This window comes from Janthinobacterium sp. SUN120 (assembly GCF_030397735.1).
Lineage (GTDB): Bacteria > Pseudomonadota > Gammaproteobacteria > Burkholderiales > Burkholderiaceae_D > Janthinobacterium > Janthinobacterium kumbetense.
In genome coordinates, this window is the sequence record NZ_JAPUBW010000006.1 from 154,197 (window position 1) to 178,871 (window position 24,675).

The following is a 24,675-nucleotide window of genomic DNA, read 5'->3' on the forward strand; positions in this document are numbered from 1 at the left end:
CTGGATGCCGCATGCGTTTATTGATCCTGTCGGACCTGCACCATGAGCTGTGGCGCGACGAAGCGCCGCAAGGCGACCTTGCGCTCAGCTGCCCCGATGCCGTCATCCTGGCTGGCGACATCGACACGGGCGCCCGCGCCGTCGCCTGGGCCGCCACCGCGTTTGCGGGGCTGCCGGTGCTGTACGTGCATGGCAACCATGAAGGCTATGGCCACCACCTCGACAAGGTGCGCCAGGAGCTGCGCAGCGCTTGCGCCACCACGGACAACGTGCACTTCCTCGACTGCGGCACGCACGTCATCACCGACCCGGCAGGCAACGCCGTGCGCTTCCTGGGCGCCACCCTGTGGACGGATTTCCGCCTGCTGGGCGACGACACGCGCCAGGCGGCCATGCGCGACGCGGAAGCCGTCATGAACGACTACAAGCGCATCCGCCTGGCCAACATGGGCTTTCGCAAGCTGCGCGCGGCCGACACGGCCATGTTCCACGCGCAGCAAAAAGCGTGGCTGGCACGCGAACTGGCGCAGCCGTTCGACGGCCGCACGGTGGTCATCAGCCACATGGCGCCGTCGCTGCTCTCGGTCGACGATGCCTACGGCAGCGAAGGCTGTTCGCCCGCCTATGCCTCGCGCCTGGACGAACTGGCCGCGCAGGCGGACCTGTGGGTGCATGGCCACATCCACGCTTCGCGCGATTACCGCATCGGCCGCTGCCGCGTCGTCTCGAACCCCTGCGGCTACCGGACGCGCAGCGGCACGCCGCAAAATTCCGCTTTTGATCCGAACTACATCGTCGAGCTGCCGGCCCGCTAATCGTCAGCTTTGAGGCGGCCCGCCAGCCATTGCTGCAGGCGGTGCTTGCCGGCCCGGCGCGCCGCGCGCGGCGACGCTACCGACTGGTGCACGCCGGCGCCGCCGCGCAGCCTGGCGGCGGCCACCAGCGGATTGCGCGGCTTGGGCGTGGCTTTCACTTTGATTTTCATGGTATTTCCTTTCAATCCGGTCGTCCAAAACAAAAAACCCCGGCGAGTTTCCTCACCGGGGTTTGAAGGACACCGGCTCGGGATCGGCAATGCTGCCGATGGCCCCGAGCGTCATGCGCGGGGCTAGTGGTCGTACAATTTGCTGCCAGCCTGCTCGAACATGGGTTTCCTTTCCTTTATCTGGTTAATCTGCACTGCGGACGCTGATTCTGCGCCGTATGCTGCAGTGCGTCAACCGCTTTTCATGGCGCATGCGCCAACGTTGTTATTTTGTCGCAGTCTCGCCAGCCATGGCTTGTTCCTTGGCGATGCGGGCGTCGAGCTTCGCTTCATTTTTGGCAGCGTAGTTGCTGCACGCCTGCGCATCGATGAAAGGATTCGGCGTGACGCCTTCCAGCAGTTGCGTCAGCTTCACGTCACCGCCGGAGTGGTCGGGGTGGGCCGAGATCAGGATATCGCACGGCAGCCTGGCGAAGTCCTGCATGACGCGGCGGAAGGCCGGCGTCAGGTCCGCATGGCGTTCATCGGCAAGGTAGTGAAAGTCGTCGGCCGCCACCGGCGTGAGGCTCGCGCCAAACACCACGTTCAGGCATTCCTGGCGCTCCGCATCCTCGCACGACACCCAGGTCCAGCTGGTGCTGCCTGGCGTATGGCCAGGCGTATGGCGCGCCGTGATGGTCACGTCGCCCAGTTGCAGGGTTTCGCCATCGGCGATCTCGCGCACGTTGTCCACGGCCGGCATGGGATCGATTTCGCCCGCTTGCGGATCTGCGGCGAGCACCGCTCCCGCGCGCAGCGCCTCCGCTCCCAGCGGGCTGGCGATCACTTGCGCGCCGCTGTCGCGGGCCAAGGCGGCGATGCCGCCCGAATGATCGAAATGCGCTTCCGTACTCAGGATGAACTTGATGTCTTGCAGGCGAAAGCCCAGCTCCAGGATATGTTCCTTGATGGCGGCCACCGATTGCGGCAATGCGCCATCGATGAGGATCAAGCCCTCGCGCGTGTCGATCAGCACCACGCTCAAGCCGCCCACGCCCACGTAATACGTGTCGCCGTGGATGCGCGCCGGTTGCTGCGGGCGGTTCCACTGCGCCGCATACGGCGAGGCGATCGGCTGCGTCAGGGGATCGACGGCGGGCGTGGCGGCATGCGCCGTCAACGGCAGCGCCATGGCGGCCAGCGCGATACTGAGCAAGGTCTTGAGAAGGAAGAAAGGCGGCATGCGGCTCCAGGAAGATAGGCAGTATGAATCAATGCCACAGGGTAACGTCGCTACCCTCGCGCGGTCAAGCAGACGGGCGTGGCGACTTGCGCTACGATAGAGGCCCATCGACTGCCGTGCGCCTTGCCGCGCCCACTGCCATGCGTTTGCTGATCCTGTCCGACCTGCACCTGGAAGTCTGGGGCGAAAACACGCCCGCCATCGACCTTGCCGCCTGCCGCCCCGACGTGGTGATTCTGGCCGGCGACATCGACACGGGCAGCAATGCCATCGGCTGGGCCGCGCGCACCTTCGGCGCCCTGCCCGTGCTGTACGTGCACGGCAACCACGAAGGCTACGGCCACCAGCTCGAACGCATGCAGGACGCCGTGCGCGACGCCTGCGCCAGCGCGAATGCGCACGGCGCCAACATCCGTCTGCTCGACGGCGACGCCGTGGTACTGAACGGCGTGCGCTTTCTCGGCGTCACGCTGTGGACGGATTTCCTGCTGTTCGGCGCGCAGCGCCGGGAAGAAGCACTGAACGCGGCGCAAGCCTACATGCCCGACTACAAGCGCATCAGCACGGGCGGCGACACGCCCCGCCTGCTGTGCGCCAGCGACACGGCGCAGTTGCACGCGCAGCACCGCACCTGGCTGGAGCGGCAGCTGGCGCAACCGTTCGATGGCAAGACGGTCGTCATCACGCACATGGCGCCATCGATGCTGTCGGTGGAAGCGCAGTATGCAGACAACCTCGGTTCGCCCGCCTTCGCCTCGCAGCTGGACGCGCTGGTGGCGCAAGCGGACCTGTGGGTGCATGGCCACATGCATGCCTCGCTCGACTACCGCGTCCGGGACTGCCGCGTGGTCTGCAATCCCTGCGGCTACAAACGGCCGGACGGCACGCCCGAGAACGAACGTTTTGACACAGGCTTCATCGTCGACCTGGCCAGCGCGGCTTAACGTTTTCCATAGCGCAGCTGCACCACGCCGCTGGGCAGTTCGCGCGTGCCGTCCAGGCGCCAGTCGCTGCGCGGCAAGCCATCCTCGAACAGGCGCACGCCCCGGCCCAGCACCACGGGCAGCACGGACAAGGTGACGCTGTCGACGACACCATCGCGCAAGCCGGCGCGGATGACGGCGCCGCCATCGAGGTACACGTGGCGGCAGCCCTCCGCTGCCAGTCCCTTCAGCACTTCCCGCACGCTGCCTTCGCGGCGCTGCTCGCCATGGCGCGGCGCGAAGTCGCGGTGGCTCAAGACCAACACGCGCTTGCCCGCATACGGCCACGGCTCGAAGCCCAGCACGGCGTCATACGTGGTGCGCCCGATCAGCAGGGTATCGACTTGCTCCATCAATTGCGTATAGCCGGTGGCGTCGGGCGAGTCGGGGGCCAGTTCGGCCAGCCAGGACAGGTCGCCGTTTTCTCCGGCGATGCAGCCATCGAGGCTAATGCCGAGAAAAACGCTGACGAAAGGTTTTTGCATGAGTGCTCCTTGATTTAATTCTACGGTGTAGAATTATGCCCATGAAAATCCCAAAACTTCAAGCCATGGAGTCACCCGTGCGCCGAGCGGGTCGTCCCCGTCGCTCCCTGCCCGCACTGGACAACGCCAGCATCCTGCACGCGGCCCTGGCCCTGCTGGAAGAAAAAGGCGAGGCATTTTCCATGCGCGCGCTGGCGCAAAGCCTGGGCGTCGACGCCATGGCCCTGTATCACTACTACGCGGGAAAAGAGGAATTGTTGCAGGCCTTGATGGCGCAGCGTTTTGCCGCGCTCGACCCGTGCCAGCCGCCGTTTACGCGGCGCCAGGCAGCGCCACGGCGGGTGCGGGCGCTGTGCGCGCTGTACCTGGAACTGGTCAGCGCTACGCCGTATTTCGTGCGCCTGATGGCGCGCGGACTGGTGGAGCAAGCCGACGTGGCCGAGCGGTTTATGGCACTGTTCGAGCTGGCCGTCGACGGTCTCGCGCTGGACAAGAAAACCCGCTTGCGCGGGCGCGATGCGCTCGTCGATTTCCTGCACGGCTATGCGCTGGCGGGCAGGCCGGTGGACGAGACGCACTGGCATGCCTCGGTTTCCCTGATCCTGGCCGGCATGCAGGCCAGTGTTGAAACAAGCGCTTAATTGAACTGCTTGAAATCCGGCTTGCGCTTCTGGAAAAAGGCCGTAAACGCTTCCTTCGCCTCGGCGCCGCCCAGCATGGCGCTGAACAGTTTGTTTTCGTCGGCGATGGCGGCCTTCATCGGCTCCATGCGGCTTTGCTTCATCAGGCGCTTGGTGGCGCGAATGGAGGCGGCTGGCAGAGCCACCAGCTTGGCGGCCTGGCCTTGAGCGAAGGTCATCAGCTCGTACAAGGGCACGACTTTCGACACCAGGCCCATTTCCAGCGCTTCACTGGCCGGGAACGACTCGCCCAGCATCAGCTTTTCCGCCGCGCGCGGGTAGCCGGCCAGTTGCGTGAGCAGCAGGCTGGAACCGAATTCCGGGCACAGGCCCAGCTGCGTGAACGGCATCGAGAAGCTGGCATTGTCGGCCGCGTAGACCAGGTCGCAATGCATCAGCAAGGTGGTGCCGATGCCGATGGCCGGGCCGGAAACGGCCGCCACCACGGGCTTGCTGCTGCCGTACAGGGCGCGCATGAACTGGAAGACGGGGCGGTCATGGTCGAGCGAGCCATCCTTCGGGCGCGCCGTCTTCATGAAGTCATCGAGGTCGTTACCGGCCGTGAAAATCTCGCGCTTGCCGCAGATCAGGATGGCGCGCACGTCGTCGTCCGTCTCCGCCGCCACCAGCGCATCGGCCAGGGTCTGGTACATGGCGCCCGTGATCGCATTCTTGCGTTCCAGGCGATTGAATTCCAGGGTCAGAATGCCCTCGCTCTTGCTGCACAAAATATCCATGTCGTCTCCAAAAAGATAAAGGGCGCCGGGGTAATCCCGCAGCGCCCTGTTTTATTGCTTTAGCCCGTCGAACTTAGACGCGTTCAAAGATACCTGCTGCGCCCATGCCGGCGCCCACACACATCGTGACCATGCCGTACTTCTGCTTGGTACGCTGCAGCGCGTGGATCACGGTGGCTGCGCGGATGGCGCCGGTGGCGCCCAGCGGGTGGCCCAGGGCGATCGCGCCGCCCATCGGGTTGACCTTCGATGGGTCCAAACCCAGGTCGCCGATGACGGCCAGCGCCTGTGCGGCAAACGCTTCGTTCAGCTCGATCCAGTCCAGCTGGTCTTGCGTGATGCCGGCGGCGGCACATGCTGCAGGAATGGCGAATTTCGGACCGATGCCCATGATTTCCGGCGGCACGCCGCGCACGGCGAACGACGAGAATTTCGCCAGCGGGGTCAGGTTGTGCTCGCGCAGGATTTTTTCGCTGACGATCAGCAGCGCGCCGGCGCCGTCGGACATCTGCGAGCTGTTGGCGGCCGTGACGGAACCCTTGGCCGCGAAGACCGGTTTCAGTTTTGCCAGCGACTCCATCGACGAATCGGCGCGCGCGCCTTCGTCGGTGTCGACCGTGCGGCGCGTCACATCCACCTGGCCGGTAGCCAGGTTCGGCGTGCGCGTGATGATTTCCACGGGCGTCGTTTCCGCCTTGAAGAAACCGGCTTGCTGCGCGGCGATGGCGCGGCGGTGCGATTCGACGGAGAACGCGTCCTGCTGTTCGCGCGACACTTTCCATTGCTGCGCCACTTTTTCGGCCGTCAGGCCCATGCCGTAAGCCATGCCGATGTTCTCGTCGCTGAACATGTCGAGGTTCATCGACGGGTGGTGGCCCATCATCGGCACCATCGACATCGATTCGATGCCGCCGGCGATCATCACGTCGGCTTCGCCCACGCGGATGCGGTCGGCCGCCATGGCGATGGCCGTGATGCCCGAAGCGCAGTAGCGGTTGACGGTGACACCGCCCACGGTTTTCGGCAAGCCGGCCAGCAGCACCGAGTTACGCGCGATATTGAAGCCCTGCTCCGCTTCCGGGAACGAGCAGCCGATGATGGCGTCGGTGATCAACGCCGGGTCCAGGCCAGGCGCTTGCGCCAGGGCCGATTGCAGCACGCGCACCAGCAGGTCGTCCGGGCGGGTGTTCTTGAACATGCCGCGCGGCGCCTTGCCGATCGGGGTCCGGGTTGCAGAGACGATGTACGCGTCTTGAAGTTGTTTGCTCATTTTGTTCTTTCAAAGATGTTGAACGAGGTTCGTGTTCTGTCGAATGTCCGGGGTAGAGGCTTATCGCTTCTGCGACAAATACCAGTCCACCGTCACCTGTGCCGCCAGCGTGCCTTCGGAGTCGAAAATATCGACTTCCACGGGAAACGCCACCTTGCCATCCTGCGCCAGCTGCGCCTTCAAGGCAGCCAGGTCGCCCGGTACCCGGCCTTCGGCGCGCGTCGCGCCCCGGGCCACCTTCTGGTACTGGATGCGCGACTCCTTGGCCACCGGGCGCAAGCCCAGTATCAGCTCGGCGAAGCCGCCCGCCATGGCCGCGCCGGAAGCCGTTTCGGCCAGGGTAAACAAGGCGCCCGCATGCTGCGTGCCCAGGTGATTATTCAGTTTTGGATCTTCCGGCAGCGACACCTTCGAGGTGCCGGCGCCGATGTCGTCGATGCTGATCCCCAGCAGCCGCACGAAGGGCAAGGTGTCCATCATCTGTTGTTTGATACGGTCATACACCATGCTTGGCCTCACGCGCAGTAATACTTTAAAAACGAGGGACAGGATCGTCATCGACGCTGTGCTTAGTTGCGTACCGGTTTACCGGTCTGCATCATGCCCATGATCCGTTCCTGGGTTTTCGGATGGTTCAACAGCTCCAGGAATGCCTTGCGTTCCATATCCAGCAGCCACTGTTCGCTGACGAAGCTGCCCTGGTCCACGTCGCCGCCCGATACGATCTCGGCGATCATCTCGCCCAGCTTGAAATCGTGCGCCGAAATGAAGCCGCCGTCGCGCATGTTGACCAGCTGCGCCTTGATGGTGCCCCAGCCGTAACGGCCCGTCACCTGGATCAGCGACGGCAGTTGCGGACGGAAGCCCGCGTCGAACATGGCGCGCGCTTCGACCTTGGCCACGTGCAGCAGCTCGTAGGCATTGAACACGATCACGTCGTCTTCCTTCAGGTAGCCCATTTTCTTCGCTTCCAGCGCCGATTTCGACACGTTGGCGGTGGCTGCATTGGTGAAGCCCGTTTTCAGGAATTGCAGGATATCGTTGCCCTTGGCTTCCTTGTAGGCGCGCTGCGCCGCTTCCTTCAAGCCGCCGCCGGCTGGAATCAGGCCCACGCCCACTTCCACCAGACCGATGTACGACTCGATCGAGGCCACGCGCTTCGATGCGTGCAAGGCCAGCTCGCAACCGCCGCCCAGTGCCAGGCCAGCGACCGCGGCGATCACCGGCACATTCGCGTATTTCAGCGACATGAAGGTGTTCTGCAGTTCGGCGATGATCGGATCGACGGCTTTCACGCCGCCTTGCATGAACGCCGGCAGGGCCGATTGCAGGTCGGCGCCGGCCGAGAAGGCGCCGCCTTCGGCTGCGTCGGCGTGCCAGATCACCAGGCCCTTGAAGTTCTTCTCGGCTTCAGCCAGCGCGAGCTTGAGTCCGTTAATCACGCCTTCGCCAATCACGTGCATCTTGGTCTTGAACGAGATGATCAGCACATCGTCACCCGTATGCCAGACGCGCACGGATTCGTCTTCGAAGACGGTGGTGCCGGCGGTCTTGCCGTCGATGGCGCCGCTGCCCAGGACTGGCGCGCGGAATGGCTGGCGGTCATACACGGACAGGGTCGAACGTGGCACGAAGCTGTTCGACACGGCCGAATACGAACCTTCCGGCGTGTGCACGCCACCTTTTTCCGCGACCGGGCCTTCGAAGACCCAGGCTGGCAGCGGCGCATTGCACAGCGCGTGGCCGGCGTCGATGTCTTCCTTGACCCAGTTGGCCACTTGCAGCCAGTTCGATGCCTGCCACGTTTCAAACGGGCCCACGTTCCAGCCGAAGCCCCAGCGCATGGCGAAGTCGATGTCGCGCGCATTGTCGGCCACGGTGTCGAGGTGGATGGCGATGTAGTGGAAAGCGTCGCGGAAGATCGCCCACAGGAACTGGCCTTGCGGGTTCGTCGATTCGCGCAGCGCCTTCATCTTCTTGACCGGATCCTTTTCCTTCAGGATGCGGGCGATGATGTCGGCAGCCTTGGCGCCGCCGGCCACGTATTCACCGGTGGCGAAGTCCAGGCGTTGAATTTCCTTGCCGACCTTCTTGTAGAAGCCTGCGCCGCTCTTCTGGCCCAGCGCGCCTTTTTCCACCAGCTGCGCCAGCACGGCCGGCGTCTTGTAGACGGCAGCGAACGGATCGTTCGGCAGGTAGTCCTGCATGGTCTTGATCACATGGCCCATGGTGTCCAGGCCGACCACGTCCGCCGTGCGGAAGGTGCCCGACTTGGCGCGGCCCAGCTTGGCGCCCGTCAAATCATCGACGACGTCGACGGACAGGCCGAATTTTTCGGCTTCATGCACGATGGCCAGGATGCCGAACACGCCAACGCGGTTGGCGATGAAGTTCGGCGTATCCTTGGCGCGGACCACGCCCTTGCCCAGGGTGGTGGTCAGGAAGCCTTCCAGCTGGTCGGCGATCTGCGGCTTGGTGAACTCGGTCGGGATGATCTCGACCAGGTGCATATAGCGCGGCGGGTTGAAGAAGTGCACGCCGCAGTAGCGCGATTTCAGGTCGGCGTCGAAGCCTTCGGCCAGCTTGGTGATCGACAGGCCCGAGGTGTTCGAGGCGAAGATCGCGTTCGGGCCGATGTGCGGCGCGACCTTTTGATACAGGTCGTGCTTCCAGTCCATGCGCTCGGCGATGGCTTCGATGATCAGATCGCAACCGGCCAGCAGGTCCAGGTTGTCTTCGTAGTTGGCCACCTGGATCAGCGCGGCGTCATCCTTGTTGCCCAGCGGCGCAGGCGACAGCTTTTTCAGGTTCTCGATGGCGCGCAGCACGATGCCATTCTTCGGGCCTTCCTTGGCCGGCAGGTCGAACAGCACGACCGGCACTTTCGCGTTGATGCAATGGGCGGCGATTTGCGCGCCCATCACGCCGGCGCCGAGGACGGCTACTTTTTTAACGATGAAATTGGTCATATTTTCCTCAAGTCTTAGAACAGGTCTGCGTCGAGTGCCATCAGGTTGGCCGAACCGGAACGCGCCTGACGGATCAGGGTTGCCGTTTCAGGCTGCAAGCGGGCGAAGTAGAAACGTGCGGTAGCCAGTTTGGCGGTGTAGAACTTGTCGCCGCTGGATTCTTTTTCGAGGGCGATCTTGGCCATCTGCGCGAACAGGTAGCTGTAGATCATGTGGCCGACGACGCGCAGGTAAGGCACGCATGCCGCGCCCACTTCGTCCGGATTCTGGAATGCCTTCATGCCGATTTCCATGGTCAGCTTGGTGACTTTGTCGCCCAGGTCGCCCAGTGGCGTAACGAATTCGCTCATCGCTTCATCGGTACCGTTGTCTTCGACGAAAGCCTTGATCTTTTCGCCGAACTTGCGCAGCTTGGCGCCGTTGTCGCCCAGGATCTTGCGGCCCAACAGGTCCAGCGACTGGATCGTGTTCGTGCCTTCGTAGATCATGTTGATGCGCGCGTCGCGCACATACTGCTCCATGCCCCATTCCGAGATGTAGCCATGGCCGCCGAACACTTGCATCGCGTCCGAGGTGGCGATCCAGGCATTGTCGGTGATGAAGGCCTTGATGACAGGCGTCAGCAGCGCCACTTCATCGGCCGCTTCCTTGCGCACGTCGGCGTCTGGGTGGTGCAGTTCACGGTCGATCTGCAGCGCCACATAGGAGGTGAAAGCACGCGCGCCTTCGGCGTAGGCTTTACCGGTCAGCAGCATGCGGCGCACGTCAGGGTGCACGATGATGCGGTCGGCCGGCAGTTCCGGGTTCTTGATGCCGGACAGCGAACGCATTTGCGTGCGGTCCTTGGCGTAGATCAGCGCGTTCTGGTAAGCGATTTCCGTCAGGCCCAGCGACTGCATGCCCACGCCCAGGCGGGCCGCGTTCATGAAGACGAACATGGCGTTCAGGCCCTTGTTCGGCTGGCCGATGATCCAGCCTTTCGCGCCGTCCAGGTTCATCTGGCAGGTCGAATTGCCGTGGATGCCCATTTTTTCTTCGATGGCGCCGCAGGTGATCGGATTGCGTTCACCGACAGTGCCATCCGCGTTTGGCAGGAATTTCGGCACCAGGAACAGCGAAATGCCTTTCGAGCCTTCCGGCGCGTCCGGCACGCGGGCCAGCACCAGGTGCAGGATGTTTTCCGCCATGTCGTGCTCGCCGGCCGAGATGAAGATCTTGTTGCCGGTGATGGTCCAGGAACCGTCCGCCTCAGGCAGCGCTTTCGAGCGCAGCAGGCCCAGGTCGGTGCCGCAGTGCGGTTCGGTCAGGCACATGGTGCCCGTCCATTCGCCCGACACCAGCTTCGGCAGATACACTTCCTTCTGGTGGTCGGTGCCGTGTTCCTTCAGGCACTCGTAGGCGCCGTGCGACAGGCCCGGGTACATGGACCAGGCCTGGTTCGACGAGTTCAGCATTTCATAGAACGAATTGTTCAGCACGACAGGCAAGCCCTGGCCGCCGTATTCCGGATCGCACGCCAGGGCCGCCCAGCCGCCTTCGACGTACTGCTTGTAGGCTTCCTTGAAACCCTTAGGCGTGGTCACGCTTTTCGTGACGGGGTCGTGGTGGCAGCCTTCGCGGTCGCCGGAGTGGTTCAGCGGGAACAATACTTCGGAGGTGAATTTGCCGCCCTCTTCCAGTACCTGGTTGATGATGTCGGCGTCGACGTCGGCGTACGACGGCATTTGCTTCAGTTCTTCTTCCACTTGCAGGAACTCATGCAGGACGAATTGCATATCCCGGATTGGCGCGACGTATTGACCCATAATTTTCTCCTGAAGGCGATTAGCTAAAGTGTTGTACTTGTAAGTGCGTGTGCGTTGTTGCGGATACTGCCTGACGGCTTATTTGCTTGTGACGGAATTCTGGTATGACGCCAGCAGGCGGACAAAGCCCGCTTGCGCCCGTTCGATGCTGCCCGGCACGCGCAGGAAGCGCGCATCGTGATGCAGGGCCAGGATCAGGCCATACATCTCGTACACCAGCTGCTGGGCATCCGTGTCCGCTTTCAGGTCGCCCGTGGCGATCGATTGCTCGACACAGCGCAGCAGCGCGCCCTGCCAGGCCCGTACCATGGCCACCAGGGCCTCGCGGATGGGGCCAGGACGGTCGTCATACTCGACGGCGCCGCTGATATAGATGCAGCCGGAAGCGATTTCCACGCTGACCCGCTTGACCCAGCGCGCAAACATCGATTGCAGGCGCTGGATGCCGCGTGGTTCTTTCATGCTGGGAAAAAAGACTTCTTGCTCGAAACGATAGTGGTAAAGCTTCAGCACTTCCATCTGCAAGTCTTCGCGCGAGCCAAAGTGGGCAAACACGCCCGACTTGCTCATGTTCATTTTGTCCGCAAGCAACCCAATGGTCAGGCCTTCCAGGCCGTCGCGGCTGGACAGGTCCAGCGCCACGTCGAGGATGGCTGCACGGGTCAGTTCGCCCTTGCGCATGAATTTGACTGAAGTATTCAAGAGGTCCGTTCTAAAAGTGATGTTGCCGATTTGGCGGACTGAAGCGAGGGTAAAAAAAAGCACGCCTCGAAAAAATCCGAACGCTCGTACTATTATCCACTACCACATAAAAGTCAAACGGGAACTTTAGAGCCGGTGTTCTATTGGTGCAGCGCAGCATTTTCAGGCTGCGTGTTTACAGCGATTTCAGGAGGGCAAAAGCGTCGCGCGCCCTTGCCGCTCCACATCAGGCGAGCCTCAGGAAAGGTCGCCTGCCTTGCTCAATTGACGGCGATCGCGCTTGGTCGGCCGCCCCTTGATGGTGGTGCCCGGCTCGCGGAACAGCTTGCGCTCCTCGGCCAGCTGCTCGCGGCGGGCGATGCTGGCCGGCGTTTCGCCATACAGCAGGCGCGCCACGGGCGCCGCGCCGCGCTTGTCGGACAGGCCCAGCACGGCCACTTCCCACGTCTCTGCGCCATTGTCGATGGCCAGCTCGTCGCCCACGCGCAGGCTACGCGCCGGTTTCACGCGCTCGCCGCCCACTTTGACCTTGCCCGTGTCGACGGCTTCGCTGGCCAGCGAGCGCGTCTTGAAGAAGCGCGCCGCCCACAGCCATTTGTCTAGCCTTACCGTTGTCATCTCGTTCATGCGTACTTGCCTACTGAAAAAATGCGCATCACCAGCCGGTACACGAGGAACGCGGCTTCGTAGCCGATGCGCCGGAAACGGCCGATGTGCTTGAAATCATCCTGGTGAATCACGATGCCGTCGGCGACACCCTGCTCTATATGCTGGCGCAAGCTTTGCGCGAACGCCACATCCTTGATGACCACGTTCGCTTCCTGGTTCAGGAACAGGCTCAGCGCATCGATATTGCTGGAACCGACCGTCGCCCAGTCATCGTCGACGACGGCCACCTTGGCGTGCAGCTGCGTCTTGCGGTATTCGACGATTTTCACGCCGGCGGCCAGCAGCTTCGGATAAAACGAATGCGCCACGGCGTCCTGCATGCGGAATTCGCCCACGCCGATCAACAGCACCACGTCCACGCCCCGCTGGGCCGCCTGGGCCAGGGCGCGGCGCAGCTTGTGGCCGGGCGCGAAATACGGGTTGGCCAGCATCACGCTTTTCCTCGCCTGGCCCAGCGCCTGCAGATAGGCGCGCTGGATGGTGCGGCGGTTGCGCAAGTTATCGCGCACGACAAAGCCGGCCACGACCGGGTTCTTCGCCAGCTCCTTGCTGACGACGCGCATCTTGCGGTACAGCTTGATACGTCGCACCAGGTTCATCTTGCCCAATCTTGCCCACTGCGCCTGCACTTCCTCGTGGATGGCATCCACCAGCGGGCCCTTCACCTGCACGGCGAAATCCCAGCGCGGCGCTTCCAGGCTGATGTTGTGGTCGTAGTCGCAAAACATGTCGTCATTGATATTGATGCCGCCCACCAGGGCGATTTCACCATCGGCCACGCAGATCTTGCGGTGCGTGCGCGTGATGCCGCGCCGGAACCACGGATTGAAGATGCGGTGGTGCACGCCCGCCGCTTCCAGCTCTGCATGCATGGCGTTGACCCGGCGGTTGCCCGTGCCGAACCAGTCCGTGATCATGCACACCAGCACGCCGCGCGCGGCGGCACGCTTGAGCGCATCGAGCACCAGGGCGCCCGTGGCGTCGTCGGCAAAGATATACGTTTCGAAATACACTTCCGAGCGCGCGCCGTCGATGGCGGCGATCAAGGCAGGAAAGTAATCGGTGCCGCAATACAGCAGCTGGATGTCGTTGTGGGCGATGAAATTGACTGTGCGCATGCCGGCAGTCTACGCGAGTTTCAAAGCGGCAACTATCGGCGCGTGATCCGACAATTTGGCCCACAGGGTGCCGTGCATCACTTGCGCGCCTTCCACGTGGAAACCACGCACATAGATGCGGTCCAGGCGGAACCACGGCAAGGCGGCGGGAAAGGTACGCGCCGGCACGGGGATCGGCGTTTTCGTCTGGCGCCGCGCCAGGGTGCGCACCAAATCGCCCAAGGCCGAGTTCGACGCGCGCTGGTCAAACACTTCCACCACGCCGAGCGCATTGCGCAGCTTGTCGCTGAGCGTGTTGCGCCAATCGTTGAAGTCGCCCGCAATGATGACGGGCTCGCCATTCGGCGCCGATTCCATGACGGCGTCGATCAGCGCCTGCGCCTGGCGGCCCCGCCCCGACTCGAACAAGCCCAGGTGGACGACGTAGCAATGCACGTCGGCCTGCGGCGTCTTGAGCACGCAATGCAGGATGCCGCGTTGCTCGTAGGCATGGTCGGACACGTCGTGGTTGGTTTGCGAAGCGATGGGAAACTTGCTCAGCAAGGCGTTGCCATGGTGGCCATGGTCATACACGGCATTCATGCCGTAGGCGGAATGGTGCTCGGGGCCGGCAAAGAACTCGTGCTGCGACGCTTCCGGCCAATGCTTGTGGCCGTTTTTCTCGGCGCCATAGCGGGCCGCGTTGCGGTCGTGCTTGCCTTGCACCTCTTGCAAAAAGACAACATCGGCATGAAACAGGGCAATCGCCTGCTTTAAAGCATGCACGCGGGGCAAGCCCCGCACGGAGGAGACACCCTTGTGTATATTATAAGTTGCTACGCGGATTTTCATGCATTGATTCTACTCCCAGACGGGCCCCGCGCGGCGCCAGCGTAGGTGCGCGTGCGCACCCAAGTCCCACTTTATCTGCCTGCCATCGCTCCCAGCAAACTATCGGCGGCGCTGATGCTGCCTACCACGCTGCCGATGAGCCACAAGCCCTTCACAAGCATGGGTGCGCTGCTCCAGCTGAAGGCACCCCGTCCGCCGGCAAAGCAGCGGGGGTGCAGGAGAAATCCCAGCATCAGCAGGGGCAAGCCAGCCTGCGGCAGGCGGGCATGCGGCTGATCGGGGAAACACACGGCATACAGGGCGCCAAAGATCCAGGACAGAAATATGGCGCCCCAGAGGCGCTGCTGAAAAGAAAGTTGAGACCAGTTCAGCATGGACACCTTTCGTCAGGAAGTGAGATTGCGATTAAAGCAATAATACCACATAACAATAGTTTCAGCGGCTCAGGCCAGCATGCGTCCCACGCCCGCCGTCACGCTGACGATCAGCGCGGTAATACCCGCCGCCCAGACGATCTTCACCAGCAACGGTGCGCCGCGCCAGGCCACGGTGCGCTTGCCCTTGGCAAACGCGCCCGGATGCAGCAGCCAGCCGATGGCCATCAGCGGCATGCCGATCGGCGGCGTGCGCCCGGGCACGGTGGAGCTGAACAGCAGGAAGATAAAGCACAGGCAAAAAACGATGCCCAGGGTGCCCAGCAGTTTTTGCTGCGCAGTCAAATGTAACCAGTTCAACATGGAATGCTTTCTAGGGAAATCAGGTGGGACGCGCCAGACCCGTCATGGCCGGCAATTGTAAGATCGCTTCCGCGTTGGACGACGAGAAACAGCGGTCGGCCGCCGCCAGATACGGCAGCCACGCGTACTGCAAATGCTCGCGCGGACTCAGGGTGACGGCGATGTCGCGCGGCACTTGCACGCTGAACACGTGTTCCGTGTTGCGCGTCACGCCCGGCGCATAGCGGTGGCGCCAGATCGGATAAATCTCGTACACATTCGACAAGTTCCAGTCGCGCAGCACGATATCGTGCCCATCGACAACGATGCCGGTTTCTTCCGCCAATTCGCGCGCGGCCGTCAGCAGCAGCGGTTCATCGACGGCGTCGACGGAACCCGTCACGGATTGCCAGAAACCGGGCTGGCCCGCGCGCTCGATCAGCAAGACGTCTAGGTCAGCCGTATGGATGACGACCAGCACGGAAACGGGAATTTTATGGCTCATATCAAGAATGAAAAAGGCGCCTCGCAGCGCCTTTTTTTGCCTCAGCAAGTAAAACGGTAGCGGCTGCCTGGGCAGCCGCATGCTTCATTACACTACTTTTGGCTCGGTGCTGCGCAAACGGATGTGCAGTTCACGCAGTTGCTTCTCGTCAACTTCCGACGGCGCATGGGTCAGCAAATCCTGCGCGCGCTGGGTTTTCGGGAAGGCGATCACGTCGCGGATCGATTCGGAACCCGTCATCATGGTCACGATACGGTCCAGGCCGAATGCCAGGCCGCCATGCGGTGGCGCGCCGTATTGCAGGGCGTCGAGCAGGAAGCCGAATTTCAGCTGCGCTTCTTCGGCGTCGATCTTCAGTGCGCGGAAGACCTTGCTTTGCACTTCTTCGCGGTGGATACGGATCGAACCGCCACCCAGTTCCCAGCCGTTCAAGACCATGTCGTAGGCCTTGGCGATGCAGGCGCCCGGATCGCTTTCCAGCATGTCTTCATGGCCGTCTTTCGGCGCCGTGAATGGATGGTGGGTCGCCGTCCAGCGGTCCGCTTCTTCGTCGTGCTCGAACATCGGGAAGTCGACCACCCACAATGGCTTCCACACGTCTTCGAACAGGCCGGCTTTCTTGCCGAACTCGCTGTGACCGATTTTCACGCGCAGCGCGCCGATGGCGTCGTTGACGACCTTGGCCTTGTCCGCGCCGAAGAAGATCAGGTCGCCGTCTTGCGCGCCCGTCTGCTCCAGGATCGTGGCCAGCACGTCGGCAGGCAGGAACTTGACGATCGGCGACTGCAAGCCTTCAGGACCCTTGGCTTTCTCGTTGACCTTGATGTAAGCCAAACCCTTGGCGCCGTAGATGGCAACGAACTGGGTGTAGGCGTCGATTTCCGAACGGGGCATGCTGCCGCCTTGCGGTACGCGCAGGGCCACCACGCGGCCGCCCTTCATGTTGGCGGCGCCGTTGAAGACCTTGAATTCGACCGACTTCATGACTTCGGTCAAGTCCGTGAAGGCCAGCTTGACGCGCATGTCCGGCTTGTCGGAGCCGTACAGGCCCATCGCTTCGGCGAAATCCATCACCGGGAACGGGTTCGGCAAGTCGATGTTCAGCGTGTTCTTGAAGACGACGCGGATCATGTCTTCGAACAGGTCGCGGATTTCCTGTTCCGTCAGGAACGAGGTTTCGCAATCGATCTGCGTGAATTCAGGCTGGCGGTCAGCGCGCAAGTCTTCGTCGCGGAAACACTTGGTGATCTGGTAATAACGGTCAAAGTTGGCGACCATCAACAGTTGCTTGAACAACTGTGGCGATTGCGGCAAGGCGAAGAAGCTGCCCGCGTTCACGCGCGACGGCACCAGGTAATCGCGCGCGCCTTCTGGCGTGGACTTGGTCAGCATCGGCGTTTCGATGTCGATGAAGCCCAGCGCGTCGAGGTACTTGCGCACTTCCATCGTCACCTTGTAGCGCAGGCGCAGGTTGTTTTGCATTTGCGGGCGGCGCAGGTCCAGCACGCGGTGCGTCAGACGCGTCGTTTCCGACAGGTTGTCGTCGTCCAGCTGGAACGGCACGGGCACGGAAGGGTTCAGCACTTCCAGCTCCGAGCAGACCACTTCGATCTTGCCCGATTTCAAGTTGTTGTTGATCGTGCCTTCGATACGGTTGGTCACGACGCCCGTCACGCGCAGGCAGAATTCGTTGCGCACGGCTTCGGCGACCTTGAACATCTCCGCTTGTTCCGGGTTGCAGACGATTTGCACCAGGCCTTCACGGTCGCGCAAGTCGATGAAAATCAGGCTGCCGTGGTCGCGGCGGCGATGTACCCAGCCGCACAGGCTGACGGTTTGTCCCAGCATGGCTTCGGTAACGAGGCCGCAGTATTCAGTACGCATAGACATAAAATTCTCAGTTCAGGTTAGTGAGTGTTCAATCCGGCCACGTCCCGCATGGGACGCCTGCCTTTATTCTTTGGCTGCCGGGGCCGGTACAGCAACAACTTCCGCAGGCGCCACCACGCCCATCGAGACGATATATTTGAGCGCCGCATCGACGCTCATGTCGAGTTCGACGACATCGCTGCGCTTCATCATCAGGAAAAAGCCCGATGTCGGATTCGGCGTCGTCGGCACGTACACGCTGACATAGTCGCCCACCAGGTGGTTTGCCGCATCGCCGCCCGGCACGCCGGTCAGGAAAGCGATGGTCCAGGAGTTCTGGTGCGGATACGGCACCAGCACGGCCTTGCGGAAGGCATTGCCCGACGGGGAAAACAGGGTATCCGACACTTGCTTGACGCTCGAATACAGGGAATTGACGATGGGTATGCGTTGCAGCAATTTTTCCCACAGTTTCACCACGTAATTGCCGACCAGGTTATTCGTCAGCAAGCCCGTGAAGAACACGATCAATACCGTCAATACCGTGCCCAGGCCGGGAATGGTGCTCAGCGCGGGAATCTGGCGGCCGAACCAGACGCTGGGCTGCGTACTGCCGGGCACCAGCAACAGCGACTGGTCCATCGTGCTGATGACCAGATTCAGGACCCAGGCCGTAATGGCCAGCGGCACCAAAATCAGTAATCCGGTAATAAAGTATTTACGCATCGGTTTCTCGGTAAGGGATCGTATCGGCGCGGCGCGCTTTTCAGTCCGCTTTCGGCGCAGCGGCAGCCGGGGCGGGCGCAGGGGCCGCGGCAGGCGCGCTCTCTGCTGCCGGGGCGGGTTTGGCGTTATCGGCCGGGCCCGTCGGAATGGCCGTGGTAGGCGCCGTGCCGCCGCGGAAATCGGTCGCGTACCAGCCGGTGCCCTTCAATTGGAAACCGGCGGCCGTCAATTGTTTCTTGAAACTGGGCTTGCCGCACGACAGGCACACCGTCAGTACTGGATCGGAGATCTTTTGCAAGACGTCCTTGGCAAAACCACACTCGTCACAACGGTAAGCGTAAATCGGCATCTCTACTCCGAGAAAATCATCAAAAACCCTGAATTATAAAGCTTTTCCATTGTCGCCAGCGGAAATTGCCCCGCCCGCCTCAGTCTGCCCGGCGGCGCCAGCTCATCCAGCGCTCCTTGCCAGCGAAGACGGCGATGGAATCGTCGACGGCGTCGTCGGCCAGGCAATCGAAATGCGGCGCCAGCAATTCCTGTAGTGTCTCACGCGATATGCCGAACGGCGGCCCCTTGGCATTGTCGTCAAAGAAAAAGTAACCGGCCAGCATGGCACCGGGCGCCAGCAGCTGCGCCCAGCGGGCCGCCACTTGCGGCCACATGGCGCGCGGCATGGCGCACAGGAATGCCCGTTCATAGATCAGGTCCAGCGGCGCATCGGGTTCCCAGGCAAAGAAATCCGCTTCCACCACCCGCCCTGCCCGCTCACCCAGCTGGATGCGCGCGGCCGCCACGGCACCGGGCGAAAAATCGATGGCCGTGGCATCCCAGCCGTGTTCCAGCATGAAGACCAGCTCATACGCCGAGCCGCAGCCGGGAATCAGGCAGCGCAGCGGCACCGGGCTGCCGGCAACGAAGCTGCGCAGGCGCGCGGGCACGCCGCCGTGGTCCCAGGGCGTGAATTGCTTCTCGAAACGCTCGTCCCAGAAGGCGGGCGAGAGCGGGTCGCGGGTGTGGAAGTCAGCCATCACTTACGTCCTCAGCCAGTTAAAACGGCAGTTGATGCCAGCGCATGAACACTTGCAAGCCCAGCGCGCCGAGCGCGAAAGCGCCCACGAAGTAGACGATAAAGCTCAGCAGGCGGTTCGTCTGGCGTTGCTCCGCCAGCAAGGTTTTCATCAGTTCCACCTCGTTTTCGCGCGGTTCGCCATGCACCGTCAAGGCCTGGTGCAGCAAGCGCGGCAGTTGCGGGAAGATGTGCGCATAGCGGGGCGCCTCGGCGCGCAGGCGCTCCATGAAGCCTTGCGGCCCCACCTGGTTGCTCATCCATTTTTCCAGGTAGGGTTTGGCCGTTTGCCACAGGTCCAGTTCCGGATCCAGCTGGCGCCCCAGGCCCTCGATATTGAGCAGGGTCTTTTGCAGCAGCACCAGCTGCGGCTGCACTTCCACATTGAAGCGGCGCGAGGTCTGGAACAGGCGCAGCAACACTTGTCCAAAAGAAATATCTTTCAGCGGACGGTCGAAAATGGGCTCGCAGCAGGCGCGCACGGCCGCTTCCAGCTCATCGACGCGCGTATCCTTCGGCGCCCAGCCCGATTCGATATGCGCCTCGGCCACGCGCTTGTAGTCGCGGCGGAAGAAGGCGAGGAAGTTTTGCGACAGATAATCCTTGTCGTAGTCGTTCAGGGTACCGACGATGCCGAAGTCCAGCGCGATGTAGCGGCCGAACGATTCGGGCGCGATCGACACGAGAATATTGCCCGGATGCATGTCCGCATGGAAAAAGCCATCGCGGAACACTTGCGTGAAGAAAATCTCCACGCCATCGCTGGAGAGCTTGCGCAAATCCACGCCGGCCGCCACCAGGCGCTCCGTCTGCGACACGGGAATGCCATACATGCGCTCCATGACGATGACGCTGCTGGAACAATAATCCCAGTGCATTTCCGGCACCAGCAGCAAGTCCGAGTTGGCGAAGTTGCGGCGCAGCTGGCTGGCGTTGGCCGCCTCGCGCATCAGGTCCAGCTCGTCGTGCAGGTATTTGTCGAACTCGCCCACGACTTCCTTGGGTTTCAGGCGCTTGCTGTCGGCCCACAGGCGGCTGGTCCAGTCGGCGGCGATGTGCATCAGGGCCACGTCTTCGTCGATCAGCTTTTTCATTCCTGGACGTAAGACCTTCACGGCCACTTCGCGGCCGTCTTTCAAGGTGGCGAAGTGCACCTGGGCAATCGAGGCGGACGCCACCGGTTCGCGCTCGAAGCGGGCAAACAGCTGGTCCGGGTGCGCGCCCAGGGACTTGGTGATCTGCGCGACGGCCAGGTCGGAATCGAACGGCGGCACCCGGTCTTGCAGGCGCGCCAGCTCTTCGGCGATGTCGAGCGGCATCAGGTCGCGCCGGGTCGACAGCACCTGGCCGAATTTGACGAAAATCGGGCCCAGCTCTTCCAGCGCCAGGCGCAGGCGCAAGCCCCGTGGCGACGACAGGTCGCGCCAGAAAATCAGGGTGTCGATCAATTTGGCGGTGCGGGGAACTTGCAGACCAGAAATCGCTATCTCATCCAGGCCGTACTTGATGGAAACACGGATGATTTTAAACAGGCGCAGGAATTTCAATATCATGTAGACAAATCCGGTGAGGAGGGCTGCGGCTGGACGGCGGCGACCGCCTTTTCCAGCCGGGCAAGGCGCTTGGCCAGGCGTTCGACGTCATCGCGCACGCGCGTCACGCCAGCGGAATACTCTTGCAGGGTAGAAGGACGGATCAGCATGGGCTGTTCGTCGAGGAAATATTCGGCCACGTTTTCCGCCAGCTTTTGCTGGCCCGTGCGCACAAAGGCGGCCGCATCCTTCGCGCCGGAAACGAGGCGCGTGGCCAGCATGGGGCCGACGACCTTTTCCAGGTCGTGCTCGGCTTCCCAGCGCAAGCCCTTGCTCAATTGGGAAATCGCATTGGCAAACTCGGCATCGCCTTCGATCTTGACGTAGGAAAACGCCCGCTCGCGGTTTTGCAGGATCAGCGGCACATCGGACAATTTCACGCGGATGGTGACGTTGGCCGGAAAATCCGCCGGCGCTGCTTCCAGCATGCCGGCGCTGTCGACGCGCAGGCGCAAGGCCACGGCGCCCGTGTCGATGCAGGCCAGCTTGCCGGCGTGCACGGCCAGTTGCTGGCGCGCCCACGGCTCCTGCGCCAGCAAGTGGTTGATTGTCGCGATGACGGGCGTCATCAGGGAGAGATCGGAAAGTGGTGCCATCTATATACTGCGCGCCGCGCGCGCCCCCAAAAAGAAAAAACCGCCCATCAAACAAGGTGGGCGGTTTCGATCTTACCAGTTCAGCAGGAAATATCTGTCAAGCATCATGCATTCCGCATGGACTTAAGCCATTATTCAGCAAGTTTTTACAATTAATTCAATTGCTGGATGCCTGCCAGAACCCAGCCGCTATTGCCGCTGACGGGTTTCGACATATTCCACACTTCCGCGAACGGTTCCGCTGCGGCGCCCGGCGCCGAACGGATCAGGCCCGTAAACTTCACGCTGGCCAGGTAGTCGTTGACGCTCGTTTCGATCCCCAGCAATTCGGCATCGATGGTGACGACATCCGTAAAGTCTGGCTGCGCGCCCCGTTCCTGGATTTGCATGCGCAGTTCCGCATACACTTCCGGCGACGTGAATTCGCGGATATCGTTGACGTCCGCCTTGTCCCAGGCCGCTTGCAGGCGAATGAAATTGCTTTTCGCGTGGCGCAGGAAGGCGTCCTTGTCGAAGTCGCTTGGTACGCCCCATGGCGCGGCAGCCGGGACCGGCTTGTCCAGGCCTACGCCGGACGAGACGGGTTGCAGCGGCGGCAGCGGCGGGATGCGCGAACCGATGTCAGGCACGTTGCCCGCTGGCGCAGGCTGGTTGCCGCCAAAACCGGCGAACGGCGCATTGCCGCCGGCATTATTGTCGCGTTTGCCACGTACCATGCGGTAGATGAAGAACGCCACGCCGGCCAGCAAGGCCACCATCAACAGGGTGCTGATCATGCTGGCCAGGGCGCCGCCTAGACCAAAGTGCGACAGCAAGGCGCCCAGACCCAGGCCCAGCAAGGCGCCGCCCAGCAAGCCCTTCCAGCGGCTCGGTGCCTTGGCGGCAGGGGCCGGCGCGGGGGCTGGCGCAGGTTGCGCCTGGCGTGGCGCGGCGGCCGGCGCCGGGGTTGGTGCCGGCGCAGGCGCCTGGCGGCCCACGTTTTGCGACTGGCGGCCAAACGAACGGCCACCGCCCATGGGACGGGCCAGCGCCTCGCCCAGCATGGATACCGTGGTCGCGGCCAGCATCATGCCGACCATAAATTTCTTCAATTTCATTCCATCTCCTAAAATCACCGGCTTGGTGAGTTACAGCTTGAGTTACATCTTGATGCCGGTATGCAAAGCGGCAATGCCTGCCGTCAAATTGTAGTACTGCACGCGCTCCAGGCCCGCCGTTTCCATCATGGTCTTCAGCGTTTCCTGGTCCGGATGCATGCGGATCGATTCTGCCAGGTAGCGATAGCTTTCCGCGTCGCCGGCGATTTTCTGTCCGAACCACGGCAAGACCGAGAACGAATACAGGTCGTACGGCTTCTGCAGGGGCGCCGCCACCTTGGAAAACTCCAGCACCAGCAGCTTGCCGCCCGGTTTCAGCACGCGGCGCATTTCCGCCAGCGCCACATCCTTGTGCGTCATGTTGCGCAAGCCAAAGGCCACGCTGACCCGGTCGAAATAATTGTCGGGGAACGGCAGTTTTTCCGCGTCACACAACAAGGTGGGGGTGAGCAAGCCGCGATTCAAGAGGCGGTCGCGGCCTACGCGCAACATCGATTCATTGATATCGGTCAACCAGACTTCGCCGGTAGGGCCCGCCTGCTTGGCGAACGCCTTCGACAGGTCGCCCGTGCCACCGGCGATGTCGAGCACCTTGAAACCGGGACGCACGCCCGCGTTGGCAATGGTAAACGTCTTCCACAGACGGTGCAGCCCGCCCGACATCAAGTCGTTCATCACGTCGTATTTGGCAGCGACGGAATGGAACACCTTGGCGACTTCGCGCACTTTGTCGTCTTCTGCAACTGTTTTGTATCCGAAATGGGTCGTATTGGTCATGGTAGGCAGTCTGTTTGAACTTGGGAGCATTATACAAGCGGCAGGCGCATTTCCCCGTGACGCCGGAGAAGGTATTGCCTTTCCACTGCATTCGCGGCCAGCATGGCCGCCCGGGCATACGCCGCCAGCGCCCCCCGCCGGTCGCCCTGGCGGCGCAGCAAGTCGGCCCGGGCCGCGTGCAGATAATGCGAATTGGCAAGGCTGGGCACGGCTTCCAGGCGTTCGAGCCACGCCAGACCGTGTTCGGCGCCATGCGCCATCGCGCAGGCGATCACGGCATTGAGCAAGATCAAGGGCTCCGGCTTGTGCCGCAACAAGGCGCCATACAGGGCGCTGATCTGGCGCCAGTCCGTCTGGCTGGCCGTGGGAGCTTTAGCGTGCAAGGCGGCAATGGCTGCCTGCAACTGGTATGGCCCCGGCGCGCGCGCCGGCAAGGCTCGTTCCAGCACGGCCAGCCCCTCGGCGATCAAATCTCCCTGCCACAGGCGCCGGTCCTGCTCTTCCAGGGTCAGCAGATCGCCTTCGGGCGACAGCCGGGCCGGGCCGCGCGACGCCTGCAGCAGCAGCAAGGCCAATAGCCCCTGTACTTCCGGCTGGCCGGGCTGCAGGCTGTCGAGCAGCCGCCCCAGGCGCAGCGCCTCCGCGCACAGGTCGGCGCGCAGCAGGCTATCGCCGCCGCTGGCGCAATAGCCTTCGCTGAACACCAGATAAATCACGTGCAGCACTTGCGCCAGCCGTTGCGGCCAATCTTGCGCTGGCGGCAACTCGAAAGGGATGCGCGCTTCGGCGATCTTGCGCCTGGCGCGCAAGAGCCGCTGCGACAGGGCCGCTTCCGCCAAGCCGAAGGCGCGCGCGATCTCGCCCGTGGACAGGCCACACAGGGTGCGCAGAGCCAGCGCCACCTGCGCCTCGGGCGCCAGCGCGGGATGGCAGCAGATGAACAGCAGGCGCAGGCGGTCGTCCTCGATGGCTTGCGTTTCATCAAGCATGGCGGCCGGCAGGCAGGACAGCACGGCCTCGGCCTCGCTGACGCTCTTGCCCGCGCGGCGCACGTGATCGAGGCCCGCGTTGCGCGCCACGGAACTGAGCCAGGCCGCGGGATTGGACGGGATGCCCGCCTGCGGCCACAGTTCCAGCGCCTTGCGGCACGCCTCCTGCAACACATCTTCCGCCAGGCCCAGGTCGCCGAAACGCCGCATCAGGCCGGCCAGCACCCTGCCCTTTTCCTGGCGAAAGACGTGTTCGACGGCCGCAATGGCGTCACTGGCCATG

Annotated in this window: 27 protein-coding genes; 3 read left to right on the forward strand and 24 right to left on the reverse strand. The window is 62.7% G+C overall.

The window, feature by feature from the left end; genetic code table 11:
• Positions 1 to 11: 11 nt before the first annotated feature.
• A complete protein-coding gene (locus O0879_RS25140) occupies positions 12 to 815 on the forward strand; it encodes a metallophosphoesterase family protein (protein WP_289919363.1) in 804 nt (267 codons plus the stop codon).
• On the opposite strand, the gene O0879_RS25145 is transcribed toward O0879_RS25140, so the two are convergent.
• Positions 812 to 985 (reverse strand): hypothetical protein, encoded by a 174-nt coding sequence (locus O0879_RS25145; RefSeq protein ID WP_289919365.1) that lies wholly within the window; start codon positions 983 to 985, stop codon positions 812 to 814. The two genes, O0879_RS25140 and O0879_RS25145, sit on opposite strands and share 4 nt — an antisense overlap.
• Before the next feature lie 265 nt (positions 986 to 1,250).
• Positions 1,251 to 2,207 carry a subclass B3 metallo-beta-lactamase gene (gene bla, locus O0879_RS25150; RefSeq protein ID WP_289919367.1) on the reverse strand — a complete coding sequence of 319 codons (957 nt, stop codon included), beginning with the start codon at positions 2,205 to 2,207 and terminating at the stop codon, positions 1,251 to 1,253.
• Between the two features lie 86 nt (positions 2,208 to 2,293).
• On the opposite strand from bla, the gene O0879_RS25155 reads away from it, so the two are divergent.
• Entirely contained in the window at positions 2,294 to 3,151 is an 858-nt protein-coding gene (locus tag O0879_RS25155; RefSeq protein ID WP_289919368.1) for a metallophosphoesterase family protein, read from the forward strand.
• On the opposite strand, the gene O0879_RS25160 is transcribed toward O0879_RS25155, so the two are convergent.
• Positions 3,148 to 3,675: a dihydrofolate reductase family protein gene (locus tag O0879_RS25160; RefSeq protein WP_289919369.1), complete on the reverse strand. Its 528-nt coding sequence runs from the start codon at positions 3,673 to 3,675 to the stop codon at positions 3,148 to 3,150. The genes O0879_RS25155 and O0879_RS25160 overlap by 4 nt on opposite strands.
• 41 nt (positions 3,676 to 3,716) lie before the next feature.
• Here O0879_RS25160 and O0879_RS25165 point away from each other — a divergent pair, with 41 nt between their 5' ends.
• Positions 3,717 to 4,316 (forward strand): helix-turn-helix domain-containing protein, encoded by a 600-nt coding sequence (locus O0879_RS25165; protein WP_289919370.1) that lies wholly within the window; start codon positions 3,717 to 3,719, stop codon positions 4,314 to 4,316.
• Here O0879_RS25165 and O0879_RS25170 read toward each other — a convergent pair.
• From O0879_RS25170 to O0879_RS25270, 21 genes are all read right to left on the reverse strand, one after another.
• The gene (locus O0879_RS25170; protein ID WP_289919372.1) at positions 4,313 to 5,092 is read right to left on the reverse strand and encodes an enoyl-CoA hydratase; all 780 of its coding nucleotides are present in this window, start codon (positions 5,090 to 5,092) and stop codon (positions 4,313 to 4,315) included. The two genes, O0879_RS25165 and O0879_RS25170, sit on opposite strands and share 4 nt — an antisense overlap.
• Positions 5,093 to 5,165: 73 nt before the next feature.
• A complete protein-coding gene (locus tag O0879_RS25175; RefSeq protein ID WP_034753391.1) occupies positions 5,166 to 6,362 on the reverse strand; it encodes an acetyl-CoA C-acyltransferase in 1,197 nt (398 codons plus the stop codon).
• A gap of 60 nt (positions 6,363 to 6,422) precedes the next feature.
• The gene (locus O0879_RS25180; protein WP_289905710.1) at positions 6,423 to 6,920 is read right to left on the reverse strand and encodes a YiiD C-terminal domain-containing protein; all 498 of its coding nucleotides are present in this window, start codon (positions 6,918 to 6,920) and stop codon (positions 6,423 to 6,425) included.
• Positions 6,921 to 6,931: 11 nt separating this feature from the next.
• Positions 6,932 to 9,331, reverse strand: coding sequence for a 3-hydroxyacyl-CoA dehydrogenase/enoyl-CoA hydratase family protein (locus tag O0879_RS25185; protein ID WP_289912338.1), 2,400 nt, complete (start codon positions 9,329 to 9,331; stop codon positions 6,932 to 6,934).
• Between the two features lie 14 nt (positions 9,332 to 9,345).
• Positions 9,346 to 11,136, reverse strand: a complete 1,791-nt coding sequence (locus O0879_RS25190; protein WP_034753387.1) for an acyl-CoA dehydrogenase C-terminal domain-containing protein — start codon at positions 11,134 to 11,136, stop codon at positions 9,346 to 9,348.
• A 78-nt stretch (positions 11,137 to 11,214) separates the two neighbouring features.
• Complete coding sequence (locus tag O0879_RS25195; protein WP_070278980.1) at positions 11,215 to 11,817, reverse strand: TetR/AcrR family transcriptional regulator; 603 nt, start codon at positions 11,815 to 11,817, stop codon at positions 11,215 to 11,217.
• Positions 11,818 to 12,075: 258 nt separating this feature from the next.
• Positions 12,076 to 12,465, reverse strand: a complete 390-nt coding sequence (locus tag O0879_RS25200; RefSeq protein WP_077398991.1) for an RNA-binding S4 domain-containing protein — start codon at positions 12,463 to 12,465, stop codon at positions 12,076 to 12,078.
• Positions 12,462 to 13,625 carry a cardiolipin synthase ClsB gene (gene clsB / locus O0879_RS25205; RefSeq protein WP_099665671.1) on the reverse strand — a complete coding sequence of 388 codons (1,164 nt, stop codon included), beginning with the start codon at positions 13,623 to 13,625 and terminating at the stop codon, positions 12,462 to 12,464. The genes O0879_RS25200 and clsB overlap by 4 nt, the downstream gene beginning before the upstream one ends.
• A gap of 9 nt (positions 13,626 to 13,634) precedes the next feature.
• Positions 13,635 to 14,456: an endonuclease/exonuclease/phosphatase family protein gene (locus O0879_RS25210; protein WP_099665672.1), complete on the reverse strand. Its 822-nt coding sequence runs from the start codon at positions 14,454 to 14,456 to the stop codon at positions 13,635 to 13,637.
• Positions 14,457 to 14,527: 71 nt separating this feature from the next.
• The gene (locus O0879_RS25215; RefSeq protein ID WP_289919376.1) at positions 14,528 to 14,836 is read right to left on the reverse strand and encodes a hypothetical protein; all 309 of its coding nucleotides are present in this window, start codon (positions 14,834 to 14,836) and stop codon (positions 14,528 to 14,530) included.
• A 63-nt stretch (positions 14,837 to 14,899) separates the two neighbouring features.
• Positions 14,900 to 15,193 (reverse strand): hypothetical protein, encoded by a 294-nt coding sequence (locus O0879_RS25220; protein ID WP_046682130.1) that lies wholly within the window; start codon positions 15,191 to 15,193, stop codon positions 14,900 to 14,902.
• A 19-nt stretch (positions 15,194 to 15,212) separates the two neighbouring features.
• Positions 15,213 to 15,677 carry a dihydroneopterin triphosphate diphosphatase gene (gene nudB / locus O0879_RS25225; RefSeq protein WP_289919378.1) on the reverse strand — a complete coding sequence of 155 codons (465 nt, stop codon included), beginning with the start codon at positions 15,675 to 15,677 and terminating at the stop codon, positions 15,213 to 15,215.
• Positions 15,678 to 15,764: 87 nt separating this feature from the next.
• Positions 15,765 to 17,567, reverse strand: coding sequence for an aspartate--tRNA ligase (gene aspS / locus O0879_RS25230; RefSeq protein WP_180278639.1), 1,803 nt, complete (start codon positions 17,565 to 17,567; stop codon positions 15,765 to 15,767).
• A gap of 63 nt (positions 17,568 to 17,630) precedes the next feature.
• Complete coding sequence (locus tag O0879_RS25235) at positions 17,631 to 18,272, reverse strand: DUF502 domain-containing protein (RefSeq protein ID WP_077398981.1); 642 nt, start codon at positions 18,270 to 18,272, stop codon at positions 17,631 to 17,633.
• Between the two features lie 40 nt (positions 18,273 to 18,312).
• The gene (locus tag O0879_RS25240) at positions 18,313 to 18,621 is read right to left on the reverse strand and encodes an FmdB family zinc ribbon protein (protein WP_077398979.1); all 309 of its coding nucleotides are present in this window, start codon (positions 18,619 to 18,621) and stop codon (positions 18,313 to 18,315) included.
• A 79-nt stretch (positions 18,622 to 18,700) separates the two neighbouring features.
• The gene (locus O0879_RS25245) at positions 18,701 to 19,303 is read right to left on the reverse strand and encodes a methyltransferase (RefSeq protein WP_289919380.1); all 603 of its coding nucleotides are present in this window, start codon (positions 19,301 to 19,303) and stop codon (positions 18,701 to 18,703) included.
• 19 nt (positions 19,304 to 19,322) lie between these two features.
• Positions 19,323 to 20,894 carry a ubiquinone biosynthesis regulatory protein kinase UbiB gene (ubiB, locus tag O0879_RS25250; protein ID WP_099665676.1) on the reverse strand — a complete coding sequence of 524 codons (1,572 nt, stop codon included), beginning with the start codon at positions 20,892 to 20,894 and terminating at the stop codon, positions 19,323 to 19,325.
• On the reverse strand, positions 20,891 to 21,529 hold the full coding sequence (locus tag O0879_RS25255) for an SCP2 sterol-binding domain-containing protein (protein ID WP_289919381.1): 639 nt from the start codon (positions 21,527 to 21,529) through the stop codon (positions 20,891 to 20,893). The genes ubiB and O0879_RS25255 overlap by 4 nt, the downstream gene beginning before the upstream one ends.
• A gap of 152 nt (positions 21,530 to 21,681) precedes the next feature.
• Positions 21,682 to 22,626 carry a Tim44-like domain-containing protein gene (locus O0879_RS25260; RefSeq protein ID WP_289912345.1) on the reverse strand — a complete coding sequence of 315 codons (945 nt, stop codon included), beginning with the start codon at positions 22,624 to 22,626 and terminating at the stop codon, positions 21,682 to 21,684.
• 42 nt (positions 22,627 to 22,668) lie between these two features.
• Positions 22,669 to 23,403: a bifunctional demethylmenaquinone methyltransferase/2-methoxy-6-polyprenyl-1,4-benzoquinol methylase UbiE gene (gene ubiE / locus O0879_RS25265; protein WP_034753359.1), complete on the reverse strand. Its 735-nt coding sequence runs from the start codon at positions 23,401 to 23,403 to the stop codon at positions 22,669 to 22,671.
• A gap of 29 nt (positions 23,404 to 23,432) precedes the next feature.
• Complete coding sequence (locus O0879_RS25270) at positions 23,433 to 24,674, reverse strand: sigma-70 family RNA polymerase sigma factor (protein WP_289919382.1); 1,242 nt, start codon at positions 24,672 to 24,674, stop codon at positions 23,433 to 23,435.
• Position 24,675 lies beyond the last annotated feature (1 nt).